Origin of the sequence: Microbacterium trichothecenolyticum (genome assembly GCF_000956465.1) — a bacterium.
GTDB classification, from domain to species: domain Bacteria; phylum Actinomycetota; class Actinomycetes; order Actinomycetales; family Microbacteriaceae; genus Microbacterium; species Microbacterium trichothecenolyticum.
This window is the reverse complement of the sequence record NZ_JYJA01000029.1, coordinates 125470-140892: the sequence shown is the minus strand read 5'-3', so window position 1 is coordinate 140892 and position 15423 is coordinate 125470. Positions and strand designations below refer to the sequence as shown.

11 protein-coding genes are annotated in these 15423 nt (G+C 71.3%); 5 read left to right on the top strand and 6 right to left on the bottom strand.

The genetic code is table 11. The annotated features are described in order from the left end of the window. Together RS82_RS06175 and RS82_RS06170 are read right to left on the bottom strand one after the other, a co-directional pair. Positions 1-909 (bottom strand): energy-coupling factor ABC transporter ATP-binding protein (locus tag RS82_RS06175; RefSeq protein WP_045297677.1); only part of this gene is annotated, 909 nt, incomplete at its 3' end. Between the two features lie 83 nt (positions 910-992). Then, positions 993-1544 (bottom strand): ECF transporter S component, encoded by a 552-nt coding sequence (locus tag RS82_RS06170; protein ID WP_045297676.1) that lies wholly within the window; start codon positions 1542-1544, stop codon positions 993-995. Between the two features lie 139 nt (positions 1545-1683). Here RS82_RS06170 and RS82_RS06165 point away from each other — a divergent pair, with 139 nt between their 5' ends. Continuing rightward, positions 1684-4704 carry a S8 family serine peptidase gene (locus tag RS82_RS06165; RefSeq protein WP_045297675.1) on the top strand — a complete coding sequence of 1007 codons (3021 nt, stop codon included), beginning with the start codon at positions 1684-1686 and terminating at the stop codon, positions 4702-4704. 63 nt (positions 4705-4767) lie between these two features. Here RS82_RS06165 and RS82_RS06160 read toward each other — a convergent pair whose 3' ends face one another. Both RS82_RS06160 and RS82_RS06155 read right to left on the bottom strand, forming a co-directional pair. Beyond that, the gene (locus RS82_RS06160; RefSeq protein ID WP_045297711.1) at positions 4768-5754 is read right to left on the bottom strand and encodes a pirin family protein; all 987 of its coding nucleotides are present in this window, start codon (positions 5752-5754) and stop codon (positions 4768-4770) included. 14 nt (positions 5755-5768) lie between these two features. Then, entirely contained in the window at positions 5769-6089 is a 321-nt protein-coding gene (locus RS82_RS06155) for a GNAT family N-acetyltransferase (RefSeq protein WP_084695482.1), read from the bottom strand. Positions 6090-6260: 171 nt separating this feature from the next. Between RS82_RS06155 and RS82_RS06150 the strand changes: the two genes are divergently transcribed. Further along, the gene (locus tag RS82_RS06150; RefSeq protein ID WP_045297674.1) at positions 6261-7100 is read left to right on the top strand and encodes a GDSL-type esterase/lipase family protein; all 840 of its coding nucleotides are present in this window, start codon (positions 6261-6263) and stop codon (positions 7098-7100) included. 260 nt (positions 7101-7360) lie between these two features. Beyond that, positions 7361-10021, top strand: coding sequence for a DEAD/DEAH box helicase (locus RS82_RS06145; RefSeq protein WP_245619531.1), 2661 nt, complete (start codon positions 7361-7363; stop codon positions 10019-10021). A 52-nt stretch (positions 10022-10073) separates the two neighbouring features. Here the strand turns inward: RS82_RS06145 and RS82_RS06140 are convergent, their stop codons facing one another. Beyond that, positions 10074-11012, bottom strand: a complete 939-nt coding sequence (locus RS82_RS06140) for an SDR family oxidoreductase (protein WP_045297672.1) — start codon at positions 11010-11012, stop codon at positions 10074-10076. A gap of 243 nt (positions 11013-11255) precedes the next feature. On the opposite strand from RS82_RS06140, the gene RS82_RS06135 reads away from it, so the two are divergent. Then, positions 11256-11792: a DUF1697 domain-containing protein gene (locus RS82_RS06135; protein ID WP_045297671.1), complete on the top strand. Its 537-nt coding sequence runs from the start codon at positions 11256-11258 to the stop codon at positions 11790-11792. 217 nt (positions 11793-12009) lie between these two features. After that, positions 12010-13998, top strand: coding sequence for a DNA helicase RecQ (gene recQ / locus RS82_RS06130; protein ID WP_045297669.1), 1989 nt, complete (start codon positions 12010-12012; stop codon positions 13996-13998). A gap of 4 nt (positions 13999-14002) precedes the next feature. Here the strand turns inward: recQ and RS82_RS06125 are convergent, their stop codons facing one another. Next, on the bottom strand, positions 14003-15277 hold the full coding sequence (locus RS82_RS06125; RefSeq protein WP_045297668.1) for a TetR/AcrR family transcriptional regulator: 1275 nt from the start codon (positions 15275-15277) through the stop codon (positions 14003-14005). Positions 15278-15423: the final 146 nt, after the last annotated feature.

Below are 15423 nucleotides of genomic sequence, written 5' to 3'. Positions count from 1 at the left end.
GGGTGAGCGCGCCGCGCCGCCCGTCAGGATCTCGTCGTGGTCGTCGAAGTAGGCGTCGAGCGCGGCCCGGAGCTCGTCGGGGGTCAAGGGCAGAGGATCCAGAGCGAAGCCGGCGCGGCGGAGCCGCAGGGCGGCGATCGTCGATACGGGCAGCCACACGCCCATCGCGTGGAGGTCCTCCGCACGGCCGCGCAGCACGTCATCCACCGAGCCGTCGGCCGCCAGGAAGCCGTCGTGGTCGAGCACCACGACCCGGTCGACGAAGCCTACGGCGGCGTCGAGGTTGTGCTCGACGAGGAGGATCGCCCGGTCGCCGGCTGCGACGAGTTCGGCGAGGGCGGCGTACACCTCTTCGATCCCGGCGGGGTCGAGATTCGCGGTCGGCTCGTCGAGCACGAGGAGCGGCGACCCCATCGCGAGGGCGCACGCGATCGCGAGCCGCTGGCGTCCGCCGCCCGACAGGCGGTCGGGGTTGTCGCGTCGGCGTTCCCACAGGCCGACCCGGCGGAGGGCCTCCTCGGCGCGGGCGAGCACCACTGCCACCGGCATCCGGAGATTCTCCGGCCCGAACGCCACCTCGTCGAGGAGCGTGCCGGTGACGAGCTGCGCGTCCGGGTCCTGGAACACCATGCCGACGCGGGTGCTGAGCTCGGCGACGGGCGTCGCCTGGGTGTCGAGTCCCTCGACCTCGACCGATCCGGTGACGGTCGCCGGCACGGCCTGCGGCAGCAGCCCATTGAGAGCGAGGGTCAGCGTCGACTTGCCCGACCCGCTCGGGCCGAGCAGCAGCACCACTTCTCCGGGGGCGACATCGAACGAGACGGATGCCGGCGCCGGCGTGGTCTCGCCGTCATGGGTGATGCCGAGCTCGCGCACCCGCAGCAGCGGCACGGCAGCAGACACGGGCATCCGATCGTCGAAGGAAACTTAGCCTTCCCTAACCTACCGGGCGCCCGTATGGCGGCGAAACGGCGAGCGGAGTGACGGATGCCTCAGAGCTGACTGCGGCGGGCGACCCCCGCACGCCGCAGCGCGGACCCGATCGCGAGGCCCACGGCGGTCCATGCCACCGGGCCTGCGATGAACAGTGCCACGTAGACGATCTGACCCCACAGCGGGAAGCGGGTCACGTCCGCCGCGAACCAGATCGCGGCCGCGATGACGGCGCCGACGATGACGGCCGAGAGGAAGAAGCGCCACGGCTCCCAACGCTTGTAGCGCGAGGTCGCGGCGATGATCTCCTGCAGCCCGCCGATGAGGAGGGCGGTGCCGATGTAGCGGCCGATCCAGAGGGGCACCACTGCGCTCGCGACGAGGGCGGCGACCATGTGCGTGATCAGCGCGACCCAGGGGCGGCGCAGCAGCTCCTGCGCGACCACCCCGGGCAGCACATGCACGCCGAGGACGAGGCCGTAGAGGATCGGCGCCCCGGCCGAGACGAAGCCGCTGATCGCTCCCGCGCCCGCCTGCAGAACACCGGTCGCGACGCCGATGGCGGCGCAGGTGAGCAGAACGCTCGTCGAAATCCGGGTGCGGGCAGCCACCTGCCCAGCGTACTGGGATGCAGCCTCGCGATTCTCACTGAGCTCTCATTAACTGAGATTCACCTGGCAGTTACGTTTGAATCCGCTGCGCCCCGACGATGTGGCGCAGCGACTCCCCACATATCAATGGAGGCCACGTATGGGTCGATCCTCCGTCAGAGCAGCCGCGGTCGTCACACTCGCCGCACTGTTCACGGGCACCGCCACCGCCAGTTTCGGCAGCGTCCCGGAGGAGGTGAACACCCCGACCCCCATCAACGCCGAGGACGGCCAGTACATCGTCCTCCTCAAGGACGCGCCCCTCGCCACCTACGAGGGCGGCACGAGCGGCATCCAGCGCACCAAGCCCGACAAGGGCACGCAGCTGGACGCCAATTCCACGAACTCCAAGAAGTACCTCGCGCACCTGAAGAGGCAGCAGGCGGATGTGGCAGCCGAGGCCGGCGTCACGCCCCAGCAGTCCTACGGCGTCACCGTCAACGGCTTCAGCGCCGCGCTGACGGCGAAGCAGGTCGCCGAGCTGAGCGCAGACAAGGGCGTGCTGGGCGTCTTCCCCGACGAGATCCACCATCCCACGGCCGCCGTCCCCTCGACGGAGTTCCTCGGCCTCGGTTCGAACACGACCGGCGGGGGCGGAATCTGGGATGCCGTCGGCGGCGTGGGCGAGGCCGGCAAGGGCGTCGTCGTGGGTGTGATCGACACCGGCATCGCGCCCGAGAACCCCTCGTTCGCGGGCGATCAGCTCAAGAAGAGGGGCGCAGCGGGCGTCCCGTACACGGAGAACGGCGACACGATCGTCTTCGACAAGGCGGACGGCGGCCAGTTCCGCGGGCCGATCACGATCGCCCAGAGCTGGGACAAGCGCCACTACAACACCAAGCTCATCGGTGCCCAGTACTTCTCCGCGGGTGCGGCGGCGTCGGGCTTCGACTTCAGCTACGACTTCCTGTCGCCCCGTGACGGCGACGGCCACGGCTCGCACACCGCGAGCACCGCGGCCGGCAACTTCGGCGTCGACGCGTCGGTCGAGGGCATCGGGTTCGGCAAGATCTCGGGCGTCGCTCCGGCGGCCAAGGTCGCGGCGTACAAGGCCTGCTACGTCGGACCGGACGAACTCGTCACGACCGACGACATCTGCGCGGGCAGCGACCTGATCGCGGCCATCGACAAGGCCGTCGCGGACGGCGTCGACGTGATCAACTACTCGATCGGCGGCGGTGCCGCGTCGACCGTGCTGAGCGCCGACGACTACGCGTTCCTCGGCGCGGCCGCCGCGGGCGTCTTCGTCGCGGTCAGCGCCGGCAACGACGGCCCCGGCGCCTCGACCGCCGACCACGGATCGCCGTGGTACACGACGGTCGCGGCATCCACCATCCCGACCTACGAGGGCACGGTCAAGCTGCCCAACGGCTTCCAGGCCGCGGGCGCATCGGTGACGGTGCCGTTCGGCAAGGAGCTGACGGGCCCCGTCGTGTACGCGGGTGACATCGCCAAGGCGGGTGCCGCGCCGAACGAGGCGGCCCTGTGCTTCCTCGGGACGCTCGATCCGGCCAAGGCGGCGGGCAAGACGGTGATCTGCGACCGCGGCACCAACGCCCGCGTCGAGAAGTCGCAGGAGGTCAAGGCAGCGGGCGGCACGGCGATGATCCTCGTCAACGTGACCGCCGGATCGCTCGACAACGACTTCCACTCGGTGCCGACCGTCCACATCGACGCGCAGTACCGTGCGGCGCTGCTGGACTACGTCCGCACCGCGGGTGCCGGCGCGACGGCGACGCTCGTGGGCGACAACGTGACCGGCAAGGTGACGCCGACCCCGCAGATCGCCGGCTTCTCGAGCCGCGGCCCGATCCTCGCGGACGGCCGTGACGTCATCAAGCCGGACGTCTCGGCTCCCGGTGTCGCGATCCTCGCGGCCACGCACAACGGACCCAAGGAGAAGCCCACATTCGGCTTCAAGTCGGGCACCTCGATGTCGTCGCCGCAGGTGGCGGGCCTCGGTGCGCTCTACCTCGGCGAGGAGCCCCTGGCGTCGCCCGCGAAGATCAAGTCGGCGCTCATGACGACGGCGTACAACCTGGTCGACGCGAACGGCCGGCAGACGGCCGACACGTTCGCCCAGGGCGCCGGTCACGTCGACCCGAAGCGGTACTTCAACCCGGGTCTCGTCTACGAGAACGGCATCGTCGACTGGGCCGGGTACCTCGAGGGCGCCCTCGGGCAGGACTACTTCTCGGACGTCGACCCGATCGACCCGAGCGACCTCAACCTCGCCTCGATCGGCATCGGCGCGCTCGCGGGCACGCAGACGATCACGCGCACCGTGACGGCCACCACAGCCGGCACGTACACCGCGTCGGTGAGCGTCCCAGGTGTCGACGCGGTGGTCCAGCCGTCGGCCCTGGACCTCAAGGTCGGCGAGTCGAAGTCCTTCACAGTGACCTTCACGACGGCCGGTGCGGCACTCGAGAAGTGGGCGACCGGGTTCCTCACGTGGACGGGCGCCGGCAACACGGTGCGCTCGCCCATCGCGGTCTACCCGGTCAGCGCCGACGCTCCGCCCACCGCGTCGGGCACCGGCGCCGAGGGCGACCTCGACGTCACGGTCACCCCGGGCTTCACCGGGCAGCTGCCGCTCACGGTGCTCGGCCTCGCCAAGGCCGACGTGCTCATCGACGGCACGGAGAAGACCGGCGAGGCGAACGGCGGCACCACCAACGTGCTGATCCAGGTGCCGGCGGGCATCGACGTGGCGAAGTTCGCGCTGGACTCGTCGGTCGACACCGCGGGCACCGACCTGGACCTCACCGTCTACCGCGTGGTGAGCCCGACCGACCTGCGGTACTACGAGCGCTGGCAGTCGGCCACCGCGTCCGCGGACGAGGCCGTGCAGATCACGCAGCCGACCGGCGGGTGGTACGTGGTCTCGGCCAACGTCTACGCGTTCACCGGTCCGTTCACCTGGACGGCGACGAGCGCGCTCGTCGGTCCCGGCGGCGTCGGCTCGCTCACCGCGACCCCGAGCACGCTGGCGGCCCAGCAGGGAGAAGCGGCGACGTACAACCTGTCGTGGTCGGGCCTCGACAAGGGCAGCTACCTGGGCGTGGTCCGCTACGGCGACTCGCAGGTGCGCACGGTGGTGTCGGTCGACGTGCCGTAACCCATCCGCACACGAGGGGCGCCCGGGCTCAGGCCCGGGCGCCCTTCGCGCTGACGGGAAGGGTCACAGGCGGCGCCGGCGTCGCGTCAGGCGGACGGCGGGCATCGGCGGCGCGGGAATGCGCTCGTCGCCATGGTCGACGACGCGGCCGAAGCGGTCGGCGCCCGTCTCCCAGGCCTCGCGGGCCTCGACGATCTCTTCGTGGGTGCGGCCGACGAAGTTCCACCACATGACGACGTCGTCCTCGAACGGTTCGCCGCCGAGGAGGAACAGCGTCGCACCGGCCGGGCTCGAGATCACGACCTCGTCGCGGTGTGTGCCGAGGTAGAGGAGATGCGCCGCGTCGACCACGACGTCGTCGCCGGCGTCCGCCGTGACGGCGGCCTGGCCGTAGACGGCGACGAGCGCGTGCTCCCAGGCGCGTTCGAGCGGCACCGTCACCGTCGCGCCCGCCGGAAGCCGCAGCTCGGCGCCGACGATCGGCGTGTAGACAGTGGCCGGCGACGCGACGCCCGCGAGCACGCCGAGCACCACCGTGGCCGAACCCGCGTCGCCGGTGACGGGCGCGAGCTCCACTTCGGGCAGTACCGCATGCTGCTCGAACGCTGGTTCGCCGTGGCGTCGTGACTCGGGGAGGGCGACCCAGAGCTGCAGGGCATCGAGGGGTGCGGCATCGTCGCCGACCGAGTACTCGGAGTGGGCGATGCCCGCGCCGCTGGTCATGAGGTTGAGGGCGCCGCGACGCACGACGACGTCGCTGCCGACGGAATCGCGGTGGCGCACGTCGCCGAGATACGGCCAGGTCACCGTCTGCAGGCCGATGTGCGGGTGAGGCTCGACGCGCATGCGCGTCTCCTGCGGACCGAATCGGTCGAGGAAGCACCAGGCGCCCACGAGCGGCAGTTCACGCTGCGGGAGCGCGCGGTGCACGGACATCGCGCGAACTCCGCCGAGCGGCACCTCGCGGGCCTCGAGCAGCAGGGTGCGCGGGCCCGCGCACTCGACAGCGGATTCGGTGGCGACAGCGTCGTCGGCGTCCAGTCGGGTCATGTCGCCGGCTCCGATCACTCCGGGTGCGGCTGGTCGGGCCACTCGACGATGAGCCCGGGTACGTCGTGCGTGCGCAGGTACTTCACCACCACCGGGCAGTGCGGCACGACCGTCTCGCCGCGGCGCGCGACATCCGCCATCGCCTCCGAGACGACGATCTGCGCGAGACCGCGGCCGCGGAAGGCAGGGTCGACCTCTGTGTGCGGGAAGTGCAACCGGCCCTTCGCGTCGATGCGGAAGACAGTGAACCCGGCGAGCACCTCGTCGACGTGCACCTCATAGCGGCGATCCTCGTCGTTGCGGGTCACGATGGTCTGCGCTTGCGTCTCGGTCACTTCAATCCCTCCGTCGTGCTCTCAACGTACGGGTCGGTCGCGTGATTCCGCCACCGCGCGCACACGCGAAGCCCTGGCGGGACCGTCGCCACGGGTCTATCGTCGGCCTCGTCCGCACTCTGCGCGGGCCGATTCGGGGGAGTCGATCCGGTGAGGATTCGAAGGGGAATCATGAAACGACGCATTCTGGCCGCGCTCGCGGCCGTCGCACTGGGGGCCGTTGTGCTCGTCGCGGGGGCGGCAGGACCGGTCACGGCCTCGCCGCTGCTGGTCGCCAAACACGTAGCCCTGGGCGACTCCATCGCCGCGGGACAGGGCGGCGGCGTACCGCTGGACGCCTGCGCCCGGACCGACGGGGGCTACGCCGCCCAGCTCGACCAGGCGCCGAAGTTCAACCTGCTGCGCAACGCCGGGTGCTCCGGTGCCACGATCGCCGACACCATGGGTCAGCTGTCGCAGGTGAACCGGGGCACGAACGTCGTGACGCTCACCGTCGGCGCGAACGACCTCGACCTCGACCAGGTCTACGCCGCGTGCGCGGCCGCGGCGGCGGGCGGGGACCCCGCGCCGTGCCTCGCCGCGATCCAGATCGCCGTCGGTTCCGCGCCGGGGATCGTCACGCCGCTCAGCTCGCTGATCGCATCGGTCGCCCAGCGCTCGCCGAATGCGACCATCGTCGTCACCGGGTACCCGCATCTTCTCGCCGCGCCGCCGGGTGCCCCGCAGTTCGCCCAGCTCGCCGCCTTCGTCGCCGCCGTGAACGGGGCGACCGACGCGCTCAACGCCGCGATCCAGGGTGCCGTCGGCGCCGCCGCCGCGGGCGGCGCGAACGTGAGGTACGCCGACGTGGTCGAGGCGTTCGCCGGGCACGGCGTGCAGCTCGTGCCGGGCGTGCCCAGCGACCCGTGGTTCGGGATCGACCCGGTGGGCGACCCCGCGGGCTACCTGCACCCGACGTACGCGGGGTATACCGCCTACACCGAGGTGATCCTGGGCGAGCTCGGACGCTGAACACGGATGCTGCGGCCGCGCCGCGGCATCCGTCTCCTCTCATGCCCGCGCCGGCGCCTCTCATGCCCGCGCCCCACCCGGCCTGCGGCTCCGGAACTCGGAGTTGTGATCCCTTTCCGCAGCGTGGAGCCCTGCGGCTGCGGAGACTGTGCGAAAGTCCGGATTCCGGATCCGCGAAGGGGAGGGGGCGCGCGAGAGGGGCCGAGTGAGCGCGGCGACGGCCAGGACGCACGGATGCTGCGACCTGGCAGACTCGGACGGTGACGCTTCTCGAGACCATCAGGGCCGCGGCCGAGGCCTCGGGTGCGCCCGCGGGGGCGCCCGACGCCGACGCGCTGTACGACGCGTTCGTGGAGTGGGCGGGAGATCAGGGCTTCGCGCTGTACCCCGCGCAGGACGAAGCGGTCATCGAGATCGTGTCGGGTTCCCACGTGATCCTGTCGACGCCGACGGGCACCGGCAAGTCGCTCGTCGCGGTCGCGGCCCACGCGGCATGCGTCGCGCGCGGCGGCCGCACCTACTACACCGCCCCGATCAAGGCGCTCGTGAGCGAGAAGTTCTTCGCGCTCGTCGACATCTTCGGCGCCGCGAACGTCGGCATGGTCACCGGCGACTCGTCGGTGAACCCGGATGCCCCCATCGTGTGCTGCACGGCGGAGATCCTCGCGAACCTCTCCCTGCGGCAGGGAGCGGATGCCGCGGTCGATCAGGTCGTGATGGACGAGTTCCACTACTACGGCGACCCCGATCGCGGATGGGCCTGGCAGGTGCCGCTGCTGCTCCTGCCGCGTGCGCAGTTCGTGCTGATGTCGGCGACTCTCGGCGACGTCACCACGATCGCAGAGGACCTCGAGCGCCGCACCGGCCGCACGGTGTCGCGCATCACCGGCGTCGAGCGTCCGGTGCCGCTGCACTTCTCGTACGCGCGCACGCCTGTGCACGAGACCGTGGAGGAGCTGCTGCAGACCGGCGAGGCGCCGGTGTACATCGTCCACTTCTCGCAGGCGGCCGCGATGGAGCGGGCGCAGGCGCTGTCGTCGATCCGGATCGTCTCGCGTGAGCAGCGGGATGCGATCGCCGAGGCGATCGGCGGCTTCCGCTTCACGACCGCCTTCGGCCGCACCCTCTCGCGATACGTGCGCGCGGGCATCGGCGTGCACCACGCCGGCATGCTGCCGCGGTACCGCCGGCTCGTCGAGACGCTCGCGCAGCGCGGCCTGCTGCGGGTGATCTGCGGCACCGACACCCTGGGCGTCGGCATCAACGTGCCGATCCGCACGGTGCTCATCACGGCGCTGTCGAAGTTCGACGGCACGAAGATGCGCCAGCTCTCCGCGCGCGAGTTCCACCAGGTCGCCGGTCGGGCGGGACGCGCCGGTTACGACACCTCGGGCACCGTCGTCGTGATGGCGCCGGAGTGGGAGATCGAGAACGAGGCAGCCCTCCGCAAGGCCGGCGACGACCCCGCCAAGCGCAAGAAGATCGTGCGCAAGAAGGCGCCGACGGGCGTCGTCAACTGGGGCCTCGGATCGTTCGAGCGCCTGGTCGAGGCCGAGCCCGAGCCGCTCGTGCCGCAGTTGCAGCTGACCGCCGCGATGCTCATCAACGTCATCGCCCGCGGCGGCGACGTGTTCGAGAACGTCCGCTCGCTCGTCTTCGACAACCACGAGCCCCGCGCCCGTCGCTACGAGCTCGCGCGGCGCGCGATCGCGATCTTCCGGACGCTGCTGACCGCCGGCGTGGTCGAGATCGACCGCACCGGGGGTCCGGATGCCGGGGGTCGCGGCATCCGGAATCACATCCGTCTCACCGTCGATCTGCAGCCCAACTTCGCGCTGAACCAGCCGCTGTCGCCGTTCGCGCTCGCCGCGATCGAACTGCTCGACCCCGACGACACGAGCGCTCGCGACACGAACTCCTTCGAATCGGGGGCCGTGGGCCCGGAATCCGGCGGATCCGCCGGCGAACGCGCGGCTCGAAGGAGTTCAGACGGCGCCCGCACCGGCACCGGCCACTACGCGCTCGACGTCGTGAGCGTCATCGAGGCGACGCTCGACGACCCGCGGCCGATCCTGTCGCAGCAGGAGTTCAAGGCGCGCGGCGAGGCGGTCGCGGCGATGAAGGCCGACGGCATCGAGTACGACGAGCGCATGGCGCTGCTCGAAGAGGTGACGTACCCGAAGCCGCTCGAGGAGCTGCTCGCGCAGTCCTACGAGGTGTTCGCGTCGAGCCAGCCGTGGGTGCGCGACTTCGAGCTGTCGCCGAAGTCCGTCGTGCGCGACATGTTCGAGCGCGCGCTGTCGTTCTCGGAGTTGATCTCGCTCTACCAGCTCGCGCGCAGCGAGGGGCTGGTGCTGCGGTACCTCTCGGACGCGTATCGCGCGGTGCGTCAGACCGTTCCGGCCGAGGCGCAGACCGAGGACCTGCACGACCTGGTCGCGTGGCTCGGCGAGGTCGTCCGACAGGTCGACTCGAGCCTCGTCGACGAATGGGAGGCGCTGATCAACCCGGTCGACGACCCGGCCGCGCCGGTGGTTCCCCCGGCCCCGCCGTCGGTGCTGACCAACCGGCGGGCGTTCGGGGTGCTGGTGCGCAACGAGCTGTTCCGGCGGGTGCAGCTCGCCGCGCTGCAGCGCGACGAGGAGCTCGTCGAGCTCGACCCCGAGGTGGACTGGCCGGCCGCGCTCGACGCCTACTTCGACGACCACGACGAGATCCTGACGGGCGGCGCGGCGCGCTCACCCCGACTGGTGACCGTGGACGAGACGGATGCTGCGGAGTCGGGGCTCTGGCGCGTGGAGCAGACCATCGACGACCCGGCTGGCGATCACGACTGGCGCGTCCGCGGCGTGGTGGACCTCGCGGCGTCCGAGGAGGCGGGCACCGCCGTGGTGCGGGTGACCGAGGTCGTGCGGCTGTAGCCCGCGGGCCTCGCTCGTGCCCATCGCACGACGAAACTCGCCGCGGCCGCGCTCAGCCGAGCCCGAGGCCGCCGTCGGTCGAGAGCACCTGGCCCACCACCCACGCGCCGTCGGGCGTCGCGAGCCAGCCGATGAGCCGCGCTGGGTCGGCGGGCTCGCCGTAGCGGCCGAACGGTGTCGACCGCATCCACGTCTCGATCTCGTCGAGGGACCGATCGGTCGTCTCGGGGTCGAGATAGCCGGTGTTGACGGGACCCGGATCGATCGTGTTGAGGATGATGCCGAGGTCGAGCAGCTCCGCCGCGACCGTCTTCGTGACGCCCGCGAGTGCCGCCTTGCTCGCCGCGTACGCGACTTCGCCCCGCATCGCGCCGTGGATCTGGCCAGACGTCATCCAGAACACGCGCCCCGTCGGCTCGGCGAACGGCCCCCGCCGCTCGACGCGCTCGCCGGGGCGCGAGTCGGGTGCGGGCGCGCCCGCGTGCAGCCTCGCGAACTCCCGCGTGAGCAGCAGAGTCGATCGCGTGTTGGTCTGCCAGAAGGCGTCGAGCCGCTCGGCGGTCATGTCGAGGATCGACCCGTCGTCGCCCGACTGCGCGTGATTGCACACCAGGATGTCGAGCCGCCCGGTCAACGCCCGTGCGGTCTCGATGACGAGGGGGACGGTCCCCACGCCCCCTCCAGGCGCCGCTGGCGCGTCGCCCGGAGCCTCCGGGCGCGTGGGCCCAACTGCGTCCCGCAGGTTCGCGCTGATGTCGCCGAGTTGCGCGCCCGGCGCGAGCTCCGCGCGCAGAGCCTCGCGCACGGCGTCGAGGTCGTCGCCGCCCCACGGCAGGCGTGTGTCGTGCGGGCGGTAGTGGTGAAAGAAGACATCGGCGCCGAGGCGCGCGAACTGGGCGGCGACGGCGAAGCCGATGCCGCGCCGACGAGAGACGCCGGTGACGAGGGCGGTCTTGCCGGCGAGCGGAAGGGACGACGTGGAGGGGAACATGCGATGCCTTTCCACGGACGCCGGGTGGCAGCATCCGTGATCTTGTCCGTGCTGTTCGCGAACGGACGGAGTGGTGACGGAGACGGGTCACAGGCATTGCATGCGAAGAGGCTAGCGGATCGCCTGAGCCGGGGCTCGGTAGCTGCTGCTCTTTCCTGCGACTGCTGCGTCGCGCGACACAGCAGTCGCAGGGAACTGCAGCGGTCGCGCACGGGGAGCGGCGTTGTCGGGAATGATGGCGTCATGCCGACGTATGTGGCGTTCCTGCGCGCGATAAACCTCGGGGCGAACCGGAAGTTCCCGAAGGCCGACATCGTGCGGGTGGTCGAGGGCGTCGGGTTCACCGATGTCCAGACCCACATCAACACCGGCAACGTGCGCTTCACGACGCCGATGCGCTCGCGGGCGAGGATCGAGAAGACGCTCGAGGACGCGTTCGCGGAAGATCGCGGGTTCGACGTGCCGTCGATCGTGTTCACGATCGACGAGCTGGCGGCGATCGCCCGTGACGCCGTCGTGCTCACCGCGGGCCGCCACGGCCTGGAGCGTCACTACGTGTATCTGCTGAAGGAAGCGCTGCCGGCCGACACGGTCGCCGAGATCGAGGGGCTGAAGACGGATGCCGGCGAGATGGTCGTGCGCGGCCGGGTCGCGCACGCGCTGCTCGGCCCGGGCTACCAGGCCGGAACCGTCGATCCGCTCCGCGCGGCGAAGCTGCTCGGCGTCGCGACCAACCGCAACCTCAACGTCATCGCGACCCTCGCCGACAAGTGGTGCTGAGCTCGTCGCGAGGCGGCTCCGCCCGCTCCTCGATTGAGGACCAGGGCCGGAATGCGGACCTGGCCACGGCGCACCGCTACTCATCTCGGCCCTGATCCTCAATCGAGGATGCCGGGAGGCTCCTCCCCACAACCCGGGTGCCCGGTTCGCGACGGGGTTGTGCACGGTGGTGCGGGGGCGGGGGAGCGCGTCGGATGCCGCGGCTACCCTGGGACGGGTGACGATCCCCCAGGGCGACCCGTACGCCGACCTCGCGTGGGAGTCGGAGTTCGCTCCAGCGCCCGACGATTCATGGGCGCCGCCGGAGGACGGGTGGATGCCCCCGCCCGATCCACTGCTGGCCGCCTCGACATCGATCGACCCGTTCGCGGGGGCCGGTCCTCGCCGTGACTTCACAGGGGCCGATGCGGCCACCGTGCTGCGCGAGGTGTACGGCTACGACGCGTTCCGCGGTGAGCAGGACGCGATCGTCGACCACGTCATCGCCGGCGGCGACGCCGTCGTGCTGATGCCCACCGGCGGCGGCAAGAGCGTCTGCTACCAGGTTCCGGCGCTGGCGCGCCCGGGCACGGGGCTCGTCGTGAGCCCGCTCATCGCGCTCATGCACGATCAGGTCGACGCGCTCGTCGCCAACGGCGTGCGTGCGGCGTATCTCAACTCCACACAGGCGCCGCCCGAGCGCGCGGCCGTCGAGCGTGCATACCTTGCGGGTGAGCTCGACCTGCTGTACGTCGCACCCGAGCGGCTGAACACCGAGGCGACGCTGCGCTTCCTCGCGCGCGGAAAGCTCAGCGTCATCGCGATCGACGAGGCGCACTGCGTGTCGCAATGGGGCCACGACTTCCGGCCCGACTACCTGGCGCTGGGCGCCCTCGCCGAGCGGTTCCCCGGGGTGCCGCGTCTCGCGCTCACCGCGACGGCGACGCCCGCGACACATCGCGAGATGACCGAGCGGCTGCAGCTGCCGCAGGCGCGCCACTTCGTGTCGAGCTTCGATCGGCCCAACATCCAGTACCGCATCGAGGCCAAGTCCGATCCGCGGCGCCAGCTCGTCGCGTTCATCCGGTCGCAGGGGTCGGGCGCGGCGGGCATCGTCTACGCGCTCAGCCGCAAGTCCGTCGAGCAGACGGCCGAGTTCCTCTCGGCGCAGGGCGTCGACGCGCTCCCGTACCACGCCGGTCTTCCCGCCGAGACGCGCGCCGCGAACCAGTCCCGGTTCCTCCGCGAGGACGGCGTCGTCATGGTCGCGACGATCGCCTTCGGAATGGGCATCGACAAGCCAGACGTCCGCTTCGTCGCGCACATCGATCTGCCGAAGTCGGTCGAGGGCTACTACCAGGAGACCGGTCGAGCCGGCCGTGACGGCGAGGCATCCGTCGCGTGGATGGCCTATGGACTCGGCGACGTGGTGCAGCAGCGCCGCATGATCGACCAGTCGCCCGGCGATCGCGCCTTCAAGACCCGGCTCGGGCAGCACCTCGACGCCATGCTGGGTCTGTGCGAGACGGTCGGATGCCGCCGTCAGAACCTGCTCGCCTACTTCGGCGAGGCCTCATCCCCGTGCGGCAACTGCGACACGTGTCTCGAAGCGCCCGACACGTGGGACGGGCTCGTCCCGGCGCAGAAGCTGCTGTCGACGATCGTGCGCCTCCAGCGCGAGCGCAATCAGGCGTTCGGCGCCGGACACCTCGTCGACATCCTCCGCGGCGCCTCGACCGACCGCATCCGCCAGCAGGGTCACGACCAGCTCTCGACGTACGGGCTCGGCGCCGATCTCAGCGATCAGGACTGGCGCAGTGTGATCCGCCAGCTGCTGGCCCGCGGCATCCTCGTCGCCCGCGGCGAGTACGGCACGCTCGCGCTCGGGGAGTCCGCCGCGGGCGTGCTGCGCGGCGAGACGCCGGTGCCGCTGCGTCGCGACGTGATGGGCCGCTCCGGCGGCGTCGCTCGCGTCCGCAAGACGACCGCGCCTGAAACGCTCGACCCGGCGAACGCCGGCCTCTTCGAGGCGCTGCGCGCGTGGCGGGCCGGCGTTGCGAAGGAGCTCGGCGTGCCCGCCTACATCGTGTTCGGCGACGCGACGCTGCGCGCGCTCGCCGAGCGCCGGCCCGCGAGCCTCGCCGACCTCGACGGCGTCTCGGGCATCGGCGCCAAGAAGCGCGAGGCCTATGGCGAGGCCGTGCTCGCGGTGGTCGCCGCCGCCTGACCCGTCACCGTGGCAGCACGTCGTCGAGGTGCGCTGACAGCTGGGCCGCGACATCCACCGAGGAGCGGTCGTAGAGCCACTGGTACTGCAGGCCGTCCCAGAGGGCGGTGAGCCAGAGTGCCTCGAACTCGGGGTCGCGGTGGGAGGGAAGGTCGCCGTCCTCCTGGGCGGCGCGGAACAGCGCGGCGAAGTGGTCCACCACACCGCGGAAGCGCTCCGCGAAGTAGGCGTGCGCGGGGTGGTCGGCGGGAACCGCCTCGCACGAGAGCACGGCGTAGACCTCGATGAGGCCAGGGGCCGTGGCCGCGTTGACGGTGGCCCCGCGAGGGAGGCCGCGCAGCTCCTCGACCGTACGGTCGGCGGGAACGTAGTCCGCCCGCGACTCGATCTGCCGGTCGCGGTGGCTCAGCACCGCGCTCAGCAGATCCTCCTTCGACGCGAAGTGGTGGAGCAGCGTCGACTTCGAGACCCCGACGCGCTCGGCGATGTCGCGCAGGCTCGTGTCGCCGTAGCCCTCCTCGGCGAAGAGCGCGGTGGCGCCGTCGACGATGAGAGCGCGGCGCTCGCGGCCCACGCGATAGCCCGAGGGCGCAGCATCCGCTGTCGCGAAGGAGGGCATCGGCGGCACCGGCGCCGCCGTCGTCGCGGGTGGGGGATCGTCCGCGCCACGCCAGCCGACGGGCAGAGCGAGCGACTCCTCGTAGGTCTCGAGGGTCTGGGCGATGTCGACCCGCTCGGGAAGGTACTGTGCCAGCAGCTGGAGCCCGTCCCACGCGGCGGCGATGCGCACGGCCTCGCCGCCCGGGTCGCGGTCCGCCGCCACGGTGTCCTGCGTGATCGCCTCGTCGATCGCGTCGGCCGACAGCTCGCGCAGGCGCGCATACCGGTCGCGCATGATCTCGTGCGCGGGATGACGGGGAGTGGATGCCTCGCCCGTGAGCGCGGCGAAGAGCGCCAGGTACCCGGGCACGGTCTCGTTGTGCCGGGCCAGCTCGCTGTAGGCGAGGTGGCCGGGGTCTTCGGCTGCCATGCGCTCGAGGAGCTCGGTCTCGTTGTCGCGCTCGAACAGGTCGACCACGGCCGCGAGCAGCTGGTCCTTCGTGGCGAAATGCCGCAGCAGACCGGGATGGCTGATGCCGGCGGCGGCGGCGATGTCGCGGAGCGACGTGGCGCGGTAGCCGCGGGTGACGAACGCGTCGTGCGCCGCGGCGACGATCGCGGCGCGGGTCTGCTCGGTGCGGGCGGTGCGCACGGCGCCGGGTGCCGTGGTTGTCGTCATGTCGTCACCGCCTCCCTGCGCTCGCCCGCGCCCATCCTATCCTCGTCGATTACCGCTCGGTCGAATTTGAGTTACCAAACGGTCGGGTTTCATGTACGCTCGTGCCTGGACGCGCGTCGGAGCCGACCCGCGTCGCACCTGAGAAA